Annotated in this window: 11 protein-coding genes; 4 read left to right on the forward strand and 7 right to left on the reverse strand. The window is 59.9% G+C overall.

Going from position 1 to position 15,398, the window contains the following annotated elements; all coding sequences use genetic code 11:
* Nucleotides 1–190: 190 nt before the first annotated feature.
* The 5 genes from IC235_RS06115 to IC235_RS06135 form a co-directional block, all read right to left on the reverse strand.
* The gene (locus IC235_RS06115; protein WP_191004279.1) at nucleotides 191–1,204 is read right to left on the reverse strand and encodes a hypothetical protein; all 1,014 of its coding nucleotides are present in this window, start codon (nucleotides 1,202–1,204) and stop codon (nucleotides 191–193) included.
* A complete protein-coding gene (locus IC235_RS06120; RefSeq protein WP_191004280.1) occupies nucleotides 1,182–4,574 on the reverse strand; it encodes an acetate and sugar kinases/Hsc70/actin family protein in 3,393 nt (1,130 codons plus the stop codon). Before IC235_RS06120 ends, IC235_RS06115 begins: the two co-directional genes overlap by 23 nt.
* A gap of 203 nt (nucleotides 4,575–4,777) precedes the next feature.
* The gene (locus IC235_RS06125) at nucleotides 4,778–6,256 is read right to left on the reverse strand and encodes a hypothetical protein (RefSeq protein ID WP_191004281.1); all 1,479 of its coding nucleotides are present in this window, start codon (nucleotides 6,254–6,256) and stop codon (nucleotides 4,778–4,780) included.
* Nucleotides 6,257–6,477: 221 nt separating this feature from the next.
* Nucleotides 6,478–6,888, reverse strand: coding sequence for a hypothetical protein (locus IC235_RS06130; RefSeq protein ID WP_191004282.1), 411 nt, complete (start codon nucleotides 6,886–6,888; stop codon nucleotides 6,478–6,480).
* A gap of 192 nt (nucleotides 6,889–7,080) precedes the next feature.
* Entirely contained in the window at nucleotides 7,081–8,412 is a 1,332-nt protein-coding gene (locus IC235_RS06135) for a hypothetical protein (RefSeq protein WP_191004283.1), read from the reverse strand.
* Between the two features lie 778 nt (nucleotides 8,413–9,190).
* Here IC235_RS06135 and IC235_RS06140 point away from each other — a divergent pair.
* The gene (locus IC235_RS06140) at nucleotides 9,191–9,799 is read left to right on the forward strand and encodes a hypothetical protein (RefSeq protein WP_191004284.1); all 609 of its coding nucleotides are present in this window, start codon (nucleotides 9,191–9,193) and stop codon (nucleotides 9,797–9,799) included.
* A gap of 1,272 nt (nucleotides 9,800–11,071) precedes the next feature.
* Nucleotides 11,072–12,175, forward strand: coding sequence for an outer membrane beta-barrel protein (locus IC235_RS06145; RefSeq protein WP_191004285.1), 1,104 nt, complete (start codon nucleotides 11,072–11,074; stop codon nucleotides 12,173–12,175).
* Between the two features lie 63 nt (nucleotides 12,176–12,238).
* Here the strand turns inward: IC235_RS06145 and IC235_RS22450 are convergent, their stop codons facing one another.
* Nucleotides 12,239–12,361 (reverse strand): hypothetical protein, encoded by a 123-nt coding sequence (locus IC235_RS22450; protein ID WP_262892813.1) that lies wholly within the window; start codon nucleotides 12,359–12,361, stop codon nucleotides 12,239–12,241.
* A gap of 202 nt (nucleotides 12,362–12,563) precedes the next feature.
* On the opposite strand from IC235_RS22450, the gene IC235_RS06150 reads away from it, so the two are divergent.
* Nucleotides 12,564–13,580, forward strand: a complete 1,017-nt coding sequence (locus tag IC235_RS06150; protein ID WP_191004286.1) for an NAD(P)/FAD-dependent oxidoreductase — start codon at nucleotides 12,564–12,566, stop codon at nucleotides 13,578–13,580.
* Nucleotides 13,581–13,689: 109 nt separating this feature from the next.
* Complete coding sequence (locus IC235_RS06155; protein ID WP_191004287.1) at nucleotides 13,690–14,016, forward strand: 2Fe-2S iron-sulfur cluster-binding protein; 327 nt, start codon at nucleotides 13,690–13,692, stop codon at nucleotides 14,014–14,016.
* Nucleotides 14,017–14,380: 364 nt separating this feature from the next.
* Here the strand turns inward: IC235_RS06155 and IC235_RS06160 are convergent, their stop codons facing one another.
* The gene (locus IC235_RS06160; RefSeq protein WP_191004288.1) at nucleotides 14,381–15,298 is read right to left on the reverse strand and encodes a nuclear transport factor 2 family protein; all 918 of its coding nucleotides are present in this window, start codon (nucleotides 15,296–15,298) and stop codon (nucleotides 14,381–14,383) included.
* Between the last annotated feature and the right edge of the window lie 100 nt (nucleotides 15,299–15,398).

The raw sequence follows: 15,398 nt of genomic DNA on the forward strand, positions 1-15,398 counted from the left end.
AAAGAAGGGGGAGAGCCGCGTAGCGGTGACAGAACCGCTGAACTATCTTATCTGCCACCATCTGTCACCGCTACGCGGCTCTGTCCGGGCTAGTGTTGAACGTTCTACCAACCTGCCACCGCTACGCGGCTACTCCACGCCTTGGATTAGCTACAAACGCTAATGCCTGAATGATCTATCTAGACCGACGTTAGCTCAGCTCAATAGTAGCCTTCTCCACCACGTGCCAGGCGTCGTCGCGTTTTTCCAGCTTGCCGGTTGTCAGGTTCCGAATGGTAGTAAACTGCTCGGTCGGGGGCAGCTCAAAGGAGAAAAATTCCTTCAGCTCCCGCACGCCATTGCCAATGATGCGCGACTGGTCGGCCTGCGGGCTGAACGAGAACTGCGCGGTAGTAGCCTCGGCGTGCGGCAGGGTAATGAGCAGAGGCATCTGCGGCAGCGGGTTGGGGCTGAGCTTACGGTGCTCGATGCTAGGCACGTCCGGGGCCGGCGCGTAATAATGCACTGGGCCCGTGGGGGCGGCATCCGGGGCGGAGTCGGGAGTCTCGGTAGCGGCCGGGGCCGCGGGGGCTCCGTCGGCGGGAGCGTCAATCAATTCCTGAATCGTAGGCGTCGGCGATGCCGACTCGGTCCATTCTACGGTTTGGCCGGTTTCCAGGGGCTGGTCAGCAGCGGGAGGCGGCGCGGGGGCCGAAGGAGGGTTCATCGTCGTGGTACGTTGAGGGATGACAGTAGGCGGGTCAGTAGACTGGCCACTCGGGTAATTGCCCTTGGGCCGGGGCTTCCCACTCGTCCCGGCCGGCTTAGGCGAGGGTTTCGGCAGCGAGCCCGAAGCCGGTTGGCTGCCGGGCCTCGGACGGGGCGCCGACGCAGGGGCAGGGTTACGCACCACGTTGGCCGGTTTTTGTTGCGGCGGCTCGGGCGGCACGACGACCGGGGGGGCGGGGGCCAGCCGCGACGACCGGGCCCACCAGTGGGCTCCCAGTACACCCAACGCGACGCCCCCCAGCATGGCCAGCACCCACGACCAATTGGAAGCCGGGGTACCCGGCGCCACGGCGCCGGGCGCGGACCCAATTGGTGCTTCCTGGGTCGTTGCGGCACCCGTCTGGGCGCACGCGAGCTGCTGGCCGCTGCCATTCAGCAGCAGCAGTAGCAGCAGTGCCCAGCGCCCCGCCCAGCTAGCTAACCGGCTGGGCATCATAAAGCACCTTGGATAGCTCATACAGGGCGTTTTTAAACGGCAGGAAGAACAGCGTTTCGGGAATGGTATCGCCGTCGCGCAACACGTCGGCGTACTGCTGCCGGTACAGGTTGAAGGAATCGCCGAGCTGGCGCTCCAGCGCATCCATCACCAGGCCGGGGTCGTTTTTCACGCCCAGGTCGGCTTGCAGGCGCTTCATTTCGGGCTCTTCGAGCAGCAGCTTCAGGCAGGCGCGGACATTCGCCAGCACGGCCTGCTTGATTTCGTCGGTCACGGCGGCGGCGGCGAGGTGGTGTTCGCCCTTGTCGATTTCGGTGCCGGTGCCCACGGGGCGCACCAAGGGGGGGTCCTGCGGAATCTGGCCGGTGGCGAGCACGCCCCCGTTGGCGGTGGTTTGCTTGGGGTCGTCGGCCAGCTTAATGCGGAAATCGACCGGTACGGTTTGGCCGGTTGCTTTTTCCATGATGAGGCGGGCCAGCTTCTCCACCGGTTGCAGGTTGGCGCCGGCCGCCAGCAGCCGCACGTAGAGGCTACCACGGCCCGTGAAGCAGAGGTAGCGCGGCAGCTGCTGGCCGTTGGCTACCACTACCTGGGCCACGTGGTAAATCAGCGCCCCGAAGTGCAGGTAGAACAGCACCCGCAGGTGCTCGGCCCGCAGCAGCCGGTCGCTGAAGCCCAGCAGCTGGTCGTAGTTGAACAGGAAGCTGGCCACGTCCTCGGAGCCGAAATTGTCGGTCCCCTCCGCCACCAGCACGTACTCGCGGGCGCGGCGCGCGGCGGGCGAGAGCACCGCATTCTGCACCCCGGCCACGCCGAACCGCACGAGCCCATTGTCTTTGGCGCCCCGCACTTCGGCTCCGCCATCGCCCCACAAATCGTTGCCGGCAAAGCGGAACGAGGTGCTGAGCACCGGCTTGCGGTCGGCGTAGAGCAATACGTCGGTCGTGCCACCGCCGATGTCAATAAAGGCCGCGTTTTCGCCCGGGCCCAGCGTCACGATGTTGCGCCGGGTCAGGTAGTAGTACGGCGCCGTCGACTCGACCATGCACGGCATGGAGTTCGTGGTGTGGAACACCTGCTGGAACAGCAGGTCCCACTCGCGCTGGTACAGGTTGCGCTGGTAGGTGGAGAAGCTCAGCGGGGCAAACCAGGTAATTTGAGTGGCCGCCAGGTGGCCGCCGTTCAGGGCAACTTTGGCGCGGCAGAGCAGCAGCATTTCCTGAAAAAACGCCCGCACGCGGTTACTATTGACCTGGTTCAGGGTATTGTCCCACTTCAGGTTGGTGCGGTAGTTCGGGCGGCGTTGCTCTTCGGTGATGATGCCAAAAGCCACGTTGATGTTGCCCAGCACGCTCAGCTCCTGGGTGGCGTAGTTGGCCGATTCGTAGGTGGCCGTCCGGGCCGGGAAGGCGTACGGCGAGCTGTCGGCCCCGATGATGGGCGGCACGAACTCGCGCTCCTGGTACTGCTGCCAGCGCTTGATTTGCACGAAGTTGGCCGGGTCGTCGTCGATGCCCCGGTACAGGCGCTCGTAGGCGCTGCGGTCGGGCTCGGCGGTGGCCTTTTTCAGCAGCGCCACCGGCGTATCGGCCAGGCCGAAGCTGAAGGGCTTGGGCTCCTGGCCGGGGCTGTCCTGCATGGCCACGTGGGTGTTCGTGGTGCCGAAGTCGATGGCAAAGCGGTATTCCTTGGTGCCCTGCCGTACCTCGGGCCAGCGCGGAATTATCAGCGCCGAGCCCGCGGCCGGTGCGGGGTTCTGCACTTCAAGGTAATCGAAATGGGTGCCGCGCACCTCGTAATAGGTGCTGCCTTCGTCCTGGCTGGTTTTCGGGGTGCGCTCGTAGCGCGTGGCCGACTGGCCGGTGCCCGTTTCGGCCAGCGGGCGGCCATCGACCCAGAAGCGCAGGTCTACCTTCTTCGTCACCATGCTCGGGTCGATGTTGTTGGCATCGACCAGCATGACTTTGTAGAAGTCGTTGTACTGCGGCGCGTCGACCACTTTCACGAAGGGAAACACCGACAGCGCCACGTTGGTCACGACCAGGCGGCCCACGTTGTTGCCCTGGGGGTTTGGGTAGTAGGCCCGCTCGTAGTCCACGAAATCGCCGCCGCTCACGGGCACGCGCAGCTTCACCCGCACGCAGGCCGGGTCCAGCTCCACACTCAGGTGCTCGGCCAGGTCCTGGGGCGTGAAGTAGTCGAAATACGCCGGGCGCAGCGGCAGCAGCGGCCAGTTGCTGGGCCGGAAGCCCGGGGCAATCTTAAGGTAGCCGCAGTAGAACAGCCTTTCGTCGACTTCGTAGGGCACCGTGAGCAGGGTGTCTTCCAGTAAGTCGCTCACCGTCAGGTACGGGTAAGGCAGCTCCGGGCCGGGCAGGGTGCGCTCCTTGAGCGGGCGGGCATCAGCCGCGGGCACGACGGCGCTGCTGTCGGCAAACAGGGTATCGTTGAAATAGCGCTTGCCCACGGCCTTGAGGCCGGGCCGCAGCACAATGGGCAGCGAGCCTCCCACTCCCGGCCGGCTGGGGCGGATGAACAGGTCGGAGCTGCGCACCGTGCCTTCGTCGGAGCGCACGCGCAGCAGCACGCCCGCGACGTCAATCTGGTTGTTCGACGCATCGGTGAGCACCGGAAAGCTGCTGAGGTTGACCGAACCATCCAGGGCCCATTTCTGCAGCAGGCCGCGGTCGAGGGTGTCGCGCACCAGCGGGGCCAGGGCCGACAGGGCCGGGTCGCCCACGAACGCTTGGTACACGAAGTCGCGGAAAGCCGCCTCGCGGTTGGCCAGCCCCACGTACTGATTATCGAAGTAGTAGCCGCCGCCCTGGGGCCGTTGCACGGGCAGCGGGCGCAGGTTGGGCGCGGGGAAGAACAGGGTGAGCGGCGAGGTGCCGCCCACGAGTTGGGGCACGCCGTTGGCCCCGGGGAAGTAAATCAGGTGCAGCTCGGTGAGCTTGGCGAAGCGGCCGTCGAGGTACAGGCTAAGCACGTCGGCCAGCGGCCGGGTGGCGGGGTTGGCGCGCAGCCGGGCCAGCTCCTCATCCTTGCGCCAGGCTCGGATTTGCAGACGCTGGGTGGCCTGCTTGCGCTGGTGATAGTTGAAGACCAGCTCCCACACATCCCAGAAATGGCTGACGAGCTGGTGGTAAACCGAGTCCTGGCTGATGCCGCCCTGCCCCACGAAACGCAGGGCCGTTTCGACCAGGTGCATCCGGGCGAAGGGCGAAGGAATGGACACCGCCACCTTGGCGGCCCGCCCGCCCTGGGGGTCGCGCAGTCGCTCTACTTCGTGGGGTCCTATTTTGCCAGTGGGGCCCCACCCCTCGTGGGTGCTGGAGCCGGTATCGTGTAGTCGCAGGATTTTAGCCATAATTTGGTATTGAAAGAGGCGCGGCCGGGACCTCACCCCCGGCCCCTCTCCTCAGGAGAGGGGAGCCTGACGATTGAATTAAAAAATTAAAATGTTAGAAGTATTAGAAGTGCGAACCCGGCTACCGGTTGAGCCTTATTTTTATCACCCCCGGCCCCTCTCCCGTGGAGAGGGGCCGGGGGTGAGGTTCCCCGCCGCGCCGCTTAAGAATACTGGAGCTTCTTATCCAAAATCTCCCCCGTGGCTTCTTCAAAAGCCTTCACCACCCAGCGGAGCGCCTCGTTTTCGGTCGGGTTCGACAAGGTGGCCTTACCGACTGCTTTGGTGAGCTCGTCGCGGAAATACCCCGGCGTGATGCCTTTGCTGAAAATACCAGTTTCCACGGTTTTATCCGCCACCATTTTGTTGAAGTCCATTTCCTCGGCCCGGATGGCGGTGTAGCGGCGTTGGTTCACGCCCAGCTCGCGAATCCATTCGTTGTACTCGCCGAAGAAGTCGGTCAGCTCGCGCAGCACGCGGTTATTGCGCAGCTGGGCGGCCAGGTCCCCGGCCTCGTAGTAGGGGGCTTTGGCATCGTCGGGCGTGTACTTGAGGAAGTAGCGAGCGAAGTAATGCAGTTGAATCAGCGGGCGGGCGGCTTCCTGGCGCAGGTCGGTGGGCAACTGGCTGAAGTCGACGTCGGTGGTGTCGGCCTTCAGGCCAAACTCGTGGTGCAGGGGCTGGCCGCTGTCTAGCTGGTTGTCGGGCACCTCCATGAAGTGGGGTACCGCCAGGGCGCCCAGCAGCTCCAGCAGGTGGGCCTGGTTGCGCTGCTCGGCCCGGCCGGGGTGGTTGGCCAGGGGCTGGCCGGGCTGGTCGCCGAGGTAGTACAGCGCTTCGAGCCCCTGCAGGTTGTCGGCGTAGTACGAAAGGGCCGTTTTGGTTTTCGTAATGAAGGTGTTAGAGTCGATAAAATCCTGACCTGCCGCCTTTTCATCGGCCGAGGGTTCCTGCAATTTGAAATAGGGCAGCATCACCAGCGCGCCAGCCTTGAGGCGGCGGCGCACCTCCGGGTGGGCCAGGGGCGAATTGGCGTCGCGCAGGTTTTTCACCAGTAGCGGGAAGCCCGCCGCCCCCGTGCCCCCGAATATCGAGCTGATGAAAAACGCCCGGTCGCCGTCTTGCAGGCTCTGGGCGAGGTAGCGCATCTCCTTGGATTGCACCACCGCGTTCAGCACCACCGAGCCCACATTGGGCGAGCCCCGGAAGCCCACGTCGAGGTTGGCGGCGAGGCTGTCCTGCGTGAACAGCAAGTCGACCAAGCCCTGGGTTTCGACCGTGAAGTCATTGTACCTCAAGTAATCCCGAAAGGGCTGGCTGATGCCCCCGAAGTCGTACACGAACGAGTCGCGCAGCTCCTCCGACCCGGCGGTGTTGAGGTGGGCCAGTGTGTTCATGGGCTGGCTGAAGAATCCGGTTTTCTCCTTCAGGCCGTCGCTGTACAAGGCCTCGTGGATGCGGGCGTAGCGCTTGAGCAGGGCCACGGTCCGCGTCAGGTCGCCGTTCTGGGTATCGGGGTCGATGAGGACGGGCACCACCAGGTCGCAGTTGGGGATGCGCACCCCAGAGGCCAGCAACATGGTGAGGGAGCGCAGCACGCGGGCCCCGGTGCCGCCCACGGCGAAAATGAATAGTTTGGACATATGTTAAGTTCTGGCGTGAGCCTCACGTGACCCCTGCGGGGTCGTACCCGGTAGGGCGGGCCCCAGTTCGCTTGAGGCACGAAGCCACAGGAGAGGGGAGCCACGGCGGCGCGGTTTCGTTTTTATTTTATCTTCTATATCTATTGAAAAAATCTTCAGGCTCCTCTCCTACCGGCTTCGCGCAACACGCGAGCCAGGGCCCGCCCGTAGGCGCAGGAAAGTTAAAACGGGCCTACGAACGGCGTGGTGCGCGCGTAGGTGCTCCACCGCTTCAGCAGCACCGAGAGCAGCAGGAACCACAGCGCGGCCACCACCATGTTCACGACCATGAAATAGCCGAGGTAGCTGCTGGCTTCGGCGCCGTGGCCTGTGCTGAGGCTGTGGGCCAGCAGCGTGCCCAAGCCGGCCGCCAGCGCCAACGTCAGGACCCAATGCGTGGTCCGGAACAGGCCCGTGCGCAAAGCCGTGTTGAACAGGTAGTAGAATGCCAGCACTAGCAGCAAGGCCACTCCCAGCGTGCTCCAGCCGACGAGCGAAAACAAGTCAGTTTTATACAAGCCATAATCGGCCGGCCGCTGGCTTTGAAAAATAGAAATCAGCGCTGAGTACAGGCTGGTGAAAAAGGTCTGCATTTTTTTGGTGCTTGGTTGTTGGTGCCTGGTGCTTGGTGCTTGGAGCTTGGTGCCTGGTGCCTGGTGCTTGGTTGTTAGTGCTCAGTTTTTGGTGCTCGGTCGTTGATGCTCGGCAAATGAAAGCTGGAAAGAAAACGTTTAACCTGATTTTTCCCAAGCACCAACAACCAAGCACCAGGCTCCAAGCACCAACTATTTGTCGTTTTTGAGGGGAAGCTGAACTGTAAATACGGGTGGTAGCGGGGTTGGGTATGATTGGCGAACCCCGGCCAGGATTTGGTCGAGGCCAAAGGTGCGGGGGGCGGGTGTATTGTCGTTGGTGGTGGACCAGGCTGCTACCCATTCCGGGGTTTCCGGGGCCGGTAGGGTCAGGCTGAGTGTGCTGGTAGGACCAGCCAGCTTACTCACCCGCAGCCGCAATACGTGGGTGTAGGGTGCTAACACCGGCTGCCCGCTCTGCTCGTCCTCGGTGAGCACACGCACGGAGTTGGGCAGCAGGCTGGCCTGGCCGTTGGGTAGGCGCACTCGCAGCTGCTGGGCCAGAAATGCCGGCTTTTGCCACGCGGCCGGCAATTCTTTCAGGTTAAGCCCCACGGTAAAGTCAGCGGGGTCTTCCGACACTTTCAGGGTGAGGCCATTATCTTCCCCGAACACGCTGCCGGTGGGCTTCAGCTTGGGGTCGGTGAGCTTGAGGAGCAGGGGCGCAAAAGCCGGCGCGGTGGTCTTCAACCCGAAAAACGCCTGCTGGGCGGGGGCATTCTTGAACACTTCGGCCGCGTAGCGCGCCACCAGCGCGGGCGGGCCGATTACCCAAACGTAGTACGGCACCTTCTCGCCCGCCAGCGTGCGTTTGGGCGCCGGGGTTTTTACGGCCGGGAAGTAGCTGCCGTAGAAATGCGAGGTTTCGCCGAATACGGCCACCGCCAGCTGCTGCTGGTTCACGGGCGCGATGGACGTACGAATCAGGTTGGGCAGCTGCGAAAAGTCGGACTTGCGCGCCGGACCGTAGATGAAATCGGAAATAATCACGCTCACCTGCTGGGTCGCCTGCGGCTGGCTGAGGATGCCTTCGAGCATCTGCGGCAGCTCGGTGCCGAGGGCGGCCTGGTTGACCTCACCCTGCACTACGTCGCGCAGCTGCTGAAACGGCACGGCCCGGGGCGCGGCATTTTCGCAGAGGTAGTACTTGCGCTGGGCCACGGCCGAGCTGACCTGCGTTTCGGTGATGAGCGCGCCAATGCGCTGCTGAAACTCGGTGGGCGGCTTATCGGCCCCCCCGCGGGGCACGAAGCCTTTCATGCCCCCGGAATATTCGAGGAAGATGTTGACTTGCAATGGAGCCGCTTCGGGCGCGGCAGTGGCGGGGGCGGTACGTTGGCTGCCCTTGGCGGAGTGGGCCGATTTGGTTTCGGTAGGCTCAGGGCCGCACGCACCCAACAGCCACATTCCCAGCACTCCCCCAGCTAACCCCGAACGATAGATTAGATGCCGCACGCGCGGCCCCACGGAAACAGATAATGGCATAGGCAGGAAAAGCGAGGTTTCGAGGCGAAGTAAGGCATTATGCCGCCAACAACCGCCAGTATTGAAACCTAATATCCTCCTAACGTACGGGTGCCGCCCATAGTACAAATGCTTTTGCGGTATCCCGCCGCCGTTTCGCCCGGAGTGCTGCGGAAGTTGCCGCCGGCCGTTTTTTAGGCTTTTTCCTATCAGCAACTTGCTAACATTTAACATTATCGGCGATAAACTTAGTCTCCACCAAATGGCGGCCCGCGGGTTAGCAGTTAAAAAACACTCCGTGTTTAGAGCCGTCTTGGAGTTCCTGTGCAGTGTCGTTTGGCTTCCCTCTGTTGGGGCTGCGCACCTTAAGCGAGCTGGGTGGTACCCGGTAGAGGCCACCCTGCCGGGGTCCCGTGAGATTCCTGCGGCCCCGCCCGATACATCGACTCCCAAGCTGCTCTAGTGCCCCGCAACAGCCGGCAGACTAGCGACGTTCGGCGATGTGAAGTTGCCCCAGGTCCTTCGCCCCAGCTTTTGTAACTTGCAGCAGCGGGCAGCCTTCTTTCTAGGTCCCCGTACCATGCCGGCCGAGGCCGCAGACGAGACTTGTCCGGGCTCTTAAGGCTTCGTGCAAAAGTATCCGTATCAACCAGGCAGCCATGCTAAGCCTAGATGAAGCATTATACCCAGCAAAGTAATTGAAATGCCTAATGGATGCGCTATTGATTTAACACCCTAAAACTTATTGTTTGATGAGTGATCAGCCTTATTTTTCGGCTTTAAAAAACTCAAAGCAGAATTGGAAGAAAACGCCTTGCTTGAAGTTTCCCGATCTCAATTAATTTATGGTCCTGGCGCCGAAGTAGTAAGTATCCTGCTATCAAAATGGGGGATTGAAGCACCATTTGAAGTAATAAATTTTTATGGAGAAGTTGAGGAGGCTTCGTTTGAATGGCGATTGAAAGATAGCGCACTTATCGATCATCTAGACGTAGATAACCCCTTTATTTCTGGCAACATAAAGATACAAAGCCTAGCTGATTCTCTTTGGGGTTACAACCGTTCTAAGGGTTGGAAGGATGTAATATGGTTTGAAAACACGGATCAGGAAGATTTAGCCTTTTATCAATCAATCCGCCCATTTGATTTCTTTTTTACTGATGCAGGGGAAATTGCTTGCTTTCAAGTTGAAAACGGGAAATTTGCTGAGAAATTATTTCTGTTTGGACATGAGGCAGGATGGACAGAAATGAACATCGGTGTAAAAGAGTACGTAGAACTATTAACTCAGACTAGAGGAATGTTCAATTGGCAGGAAGCGCTGGTTTTTAAGTGCGGTAAGAATAAAACGCGACTGAAGCATTATCTGCCTCGTTTATTCAATGATGTAAACCTTGAAGGATTTTAATTCCCCTCAAATTGACAGGTATGTATCTTACTATAATCCGGAGAATTACCGAATAGTATGTGAGCTACCTAACAAAGCAAAGAAAGGAAAATCGTTCCTAGACTGTATAAAGTTTAGAAACAAGCTTTGGTGGATGAAAACCTTACCTAATTGAAATAGCGGATAAGAGAAAAGACGGTGATCTACGCTCTACATAGCTGTGAAAATCGTAGTACCGTTGATGGTTTTAACACAGCACCAGTGTACCGCTTGTGGCCCCCAGGCCCGTTTTACACCTGCGGCAACAGCGCGGGTCATTCGTTACTCATAGGTAGAAAAGTTGCTGGCCGAGTGCAATTTGCAACGACACATTGTGCGCATGGCAGGTGTCGCAGGCATGACGGTAGCCAAGCTAGCCAAAAAAAGCGCAGCAACTAAGCCTGCCCTTGCCGCGTCTACGACTAAAAAAGCGCAACACCGCGAATGGGAGGTGCTTGAACTCGACCAAATGTGGACATTCATAGGCCAAAAAAGCGTAAAGTCTGGCTGGCCGTCGAGCGGACCAGGCGCATCGTGGGGTAGGTACTCGGCCGCCACGATGTAGCCACCACCCGGCCTTGTGGCAGGCTTGTGGCAGGCCTTGCCTCGCCGTTACTACAAGCATTTTGGGTGCTTTACGGACCTGTTCCCAGCCTAGGTGGGCGTACTGCCGCGCTGCCTAACAGGCCGCGGCGACACAGGTATCATCGAAGCCATCAATTGTTCCTTATACCAGGGTTACGGTGTGTTGCTCCGCGAATCCTGCTCGGTTAGCAGAAGCTGATGATACACAAGGCCAGAATCAAAATTGTAATTGACAATTACGATGCTATCGTATTTAAGACCATCAAAAAAATTACAGAAAAGCTTTTGACAAATTAGGACTTATTCGAGAAACCCTTTAAAACTAAGAATAAAAAGGAGCATAAGTTTTTCTTTAAAGGAAAAAGAAAGAAAGTAAAGCTTATAGCTGCGGGCAAAGGACGGGAAGTAAAATAATTTTTAGAGCAGCGTGCCAGCGTTAGAAACGATGCGAATAAATAAACGCTTTAGCAAATGCTAAACAGCATGTGAGAGATATCTATTCAAAGAAAGATGCTAATTCTCCTCGAAGATGAAGTTACTGCTACACGCCAGATGTTTAGGTTATGTTCAGCATGACTGGTCTCAGACGGTTAGTGATGACTGATCTCTTAACTCATAGACTCAACTGTTAGAAGCCCGTTTACTTTGCGCGCCGCTACACGCCCCTACATGAAACACCGATTACTGATCTTACTCCTTGCCACTGCCCATTTGCCCGCCCAGGCGCAATTCACCACTTCATTGCCCGCTGCGGATTCCATTGCTCCCGGGCCGCTCACGGTATACGGCTACCTGGATGCCTACTACAGCTACGACATCAAGCACGTCGAGACCAACTCCCGGCCCGGCTTCCTTTACTCGCATAACCGCCAAAACGAGTTCAGCGTGAATCAGGGCCTGGTGGGCCTGCGCTACGACAACGGCCAGGTGCGTGGTACCCTGGCGTTGCAGGCGGGCTCTTACGTTGAAGCCAACTATACGAAGGAGTCCCCCACGTTTCGGCACCTCTACGAGGCTTATGCCGGGTTTCGCCCCTTCAAAAAAGCCTGGCTCGATGCGGGCATCTTCACCTCCCACCTGGGGTTCGAGTCGGCCGTCAGCGAGGATAACTGGACGCTGACCCGCTCCATCATGGCCGAAAACTCGCCCTACTACGAAACGGGCGTGCGCCTCAGCTACGAAGCCAGCCCCAAACTCACGCTCACCATCCTGGGGCTGAACGGCTGGCAGAACATCCGCGAAACCAATCAGCAAAAAGCGTTGGGCACCCAGGTTCAGTGGAAGCCTAGCCCCAAGCTGCTCGTCAACAGCAGCGCGTTTTTGGGGAATGAGCAGCCCAGTGGCCGCGCCGCGCGGCAGCGCTATTTCCACAACTTCTACCTCACCTATGCCCTCACCGGGCACTGGAGCGTGGCGGGCGTCTTCGACGTGGGCAAGCAGGCCGCTGCCGACGAGGGCCGGTACGACACCTGGCACGCGGCCTCGGCTTTCGTGCGCTGCCAGCTGGCCGCCAAATGGGTGGCCGCGGCCCGCGCCGAATACTACTACGCCGACCGGGGCGTCATCATCAATACCATCAGCCCCGGCCCCGGCGAGGCGGATTTTAAAGCCGGCGGCGGCTCGCTCAACCTCGATTACGCCCCCGCCACTAACGTACTGCTCCGGCTGGAAGGCCGCTACCTGCGCGGTCAGGCGCCCGTGTTTGAGCGGCCCGACAACCCCACTGCCAACAGCTACGGCAACCTTACCAGCAGCTTGGCCATCTCGTTTTGAGCACTCATGCCCCAATCCGGCCCGGCCCACAGCCCCGGAGGCAAGTTCCCCCATTTCGGGTCGCTAGGCATTGAGGTAGTACGTCACGAGCCTGGTAGCCGCCGTGCCCATGGGCAGCCCCGCAACGTGCCGCAACAGCCAGGCATTGGGTGCCGAGTCGTTCCCAAGGGTCCATGCGTTTGGCAAGCTGTGGGAAGCTGAATAAATACCTTTTCGAAGGCCGGGCCATCCTCATTTAATTGGCTAGCGCCAACGATTTGGCTGGTTTGCTTGTTTAAGGAACAATGCCCGATTGGCGGCCCCGGCCGCGGGCCGTACCTTTGCCGGGGCGGCTCCTTTGGTTGCGGTCTGTTTTCACCCGGCGCCCCGTCAGGCCCTTTTCGTTATTATGCCCAACACCATTTCCACCGATATCTGCATCATCGGGGCCGGCCCGGTCGGCTTATTTGCGGTTTTTGAAGCGGGCTTGCTCAAGCTCCGTTGCCACGTAGTCGACGCCCTGCCCCAGCCCGGCGGCCAGCTCTCGGAGATTTATCCGAAAAAGCCGATTTACGATATTCCGGGCTTTCCCGAAATCCTGGCCGGCGACCTGGTAACCAACCTGCTCAAGCAAATCGAGCCCTTTCACCCCACGTTCACGCTCGGCGAGCGGGTCGAGCGGTTTGCCAAGCTCGACGACGGCTCCTTCCAGCTCTATACCACCGACGGCACCGAAGTTCTGTGCAAGGCCGTGGCCATTGCCGGCGGCCTGGGCTCCTTTGAGCCGCGCAAGCCCGCCGTCGAAAATCTCGAGCAGTTCGAAGGCGGCAAAGGCGTCCATTACATGGTGCGCGACCCCGAGCACTTCCGGGGCCAGAAAATCGTTATCGCCGGCGGGGGCGACTCGGCCCTGGACTGGACCAACTTCCTGGCCAACGTGGCCTCCGACGTAACCCTAGTGCACCGGGGCACTACCTTCCGCGGGGCCGCCGACTCGGCCGAAAAAGTGAAGAGCCTGGCCGAAGCCGGCAAAATCAAGCTGGTGCTCTCTTCCAACGTCACCCACCTGCACGGCAACGGCAAGCTGGCGGCAGTCACCATCACTGGCAACGACGGCACGGCCGAAACCGTGCCGCTCGACCACTTCATTCCCCTTTTTGGCCTGACGCCTAAGCTCGGCCCCATCGGCGAGTGGAACCTCGACCTGACCGACGACGCCATCGTGGTTGATACAGTCGACTACAGCACCTCGCTGCCCGGCGTTTTCGCCATCGGCGACATCAACACCTATCCCGGCAAGCTCAAGCTCATTCTCTGCGGCTTCCACGAAGCCGCGCTCATGTGCCAGGGGGCCTATAAGTACATTTACCCCGACAAAAAGTACGTGCTCAAGTACACGACGGTGAATGGGGTGCCGACGATGTAATGACGCGCTGGAGCAGCGGGGCGACGGGTAGCTCGTTTTCAGCCTGCTACCTTCGTTGCCCGTTACGCCAGCGGCTCTTAATTACTTACCTGGCCGCCTCACTACTGCTATGCAAGAAGATATCCGCGTCTATGTTGAAGAAGCCCCCGGCCAACGCCGGGAGCTTGAGGCTCCTACTGACATGGGCTTGAGTTTGATGGAGCTGCTGAAAGCCAGCGGCTACGACATCATGGCTACCTGCGGGGGCATGGCGCTCTGCGCTACCTGCCACGTGGAAGTGCTCGCCGGCCCCGCCCTGCCCGAGCCGGGCGACGACGAGCTGGACATGCTCGAAACCCTACCCGTAGTGCACGAAGGCAGCCGCCTAAGCTGCCAGATTCGCCTCACGCCCCGCACCGACGGGCTGGTCGTGCGCTTGGCCCCCACCGGCGCGTAGCTGTTTTTCTCACCAGGGTTATGCTTAAGCACTAAAAAGGCTCACTACTAAAATGTAGTGAGCCTTTTAGAGCAGCTTTAGGAAAAGAATTAAAAATTAAAAATGAAGAATTAAAAAATGGACCAGCCGATTTTTAATTCTTCATTTTTAATTTTTAATTCCTAGAAAACGGTGCCCTGACTGGAGAACGGCTCTAGCTATTGTTTAACGAGCCTGATACCAACTGGCAGCCCGACGCGGGGCGGTCAGTACCGGCTAGCTTCGGGCGGTAACCCTACCACCTATCTTTTGCATATAGTTGCACTACCATATTGCGCCCGGCTACGGGCTTTTAGTTGCTTACTCAAAAGGGAGGTGGCCCCGACTACTGCGGGCGCCTGGTAAGCGGCTGGCTCACGGTAGCGGCCCCATCGTTGGCCATCGGCGTTGGCTTGGTCGTGAAGTTCAACACCTCCACGACGATGCGCCAACCCGCGACGGCTTCGCGCCGCCAGATACGCAGGTAGCTGCCTTGCTCCTCGGGAATCCGGCCCTCGGCGGGGCGGCGCATGGTGCCGACCACGTAGCCCAGGTCGCCGGCCGCGGCCAGGTAACCGCTCGTGGCCGCGAAGAAGTAGCGGCCGTTCAGGTTTTTCATGTTGGCGATGGCGGTTTCGCCTTGCATCGTCGACACCCCGGAGCGGTAGAGACGGGCCTCCGTGCTGAGGTACTGCTCATAGGTAGCGCCGGGCTTCAGCAGCTCGGCTTCGGTGAACTTACCGTCGAGGTCGAGCAGCACGCTGGAGGGCGCCGCGCTAGGCGTGGCGACGGCCGCCGACAAGTGCGGCTGGGGCACGACCGGCATTTTGGGCGCGGCCTTGCCAATGCGCTCCACGCTCATGTCCACCACGTATTTCCAGTGGCCATCGGGCTGCTTGCGCCACACCGTCACGTACTCACCCTCCGTTTGCGGACGGTTGTTTTGGAACGACGCCCACGGGCCGGTCGTGTAGCCCAGGTCGCCGGATTGGGCTACATCAGCCAACACCGGATACCACGCCATGTGGGTATTCGCTTGGGTGGGGCGGGCCGACCACACTTGGTGGGCGTCGGCCAGGGCACCGTTGTCGCTCACAAAAGCAGTGGGCGCACAATTGGCGAGAAAAGCTGCTCGCGTCCCTTCCTTTGCAGCTTCCGCAAAAGAAGTCTCGGCAGCCAGCATGGCCTCCCGAGCGGTTTGAGCATGGGTGACGAACGGAGTAGACCAGGCCAAAATTGCCCATACGGTCAAATAGTTCTTCATAAGATACAAGGGTAGAGGGTTCTCTATGCTAAGATACACTTCCCGGAATAATTTCAATTGCAATAATGTTTTTATTTTTCTTTCAGGACCTCAGTTCCGC

This window comes from Hymenobacter montanus (genome assembly GCF_014699115.1).
GTDB lineage: Bacteria > Bacteroidota > Bacteroidia > Cytophagales > Hymenobacteraceae > Hymenobacter > Hymenobacter montanus.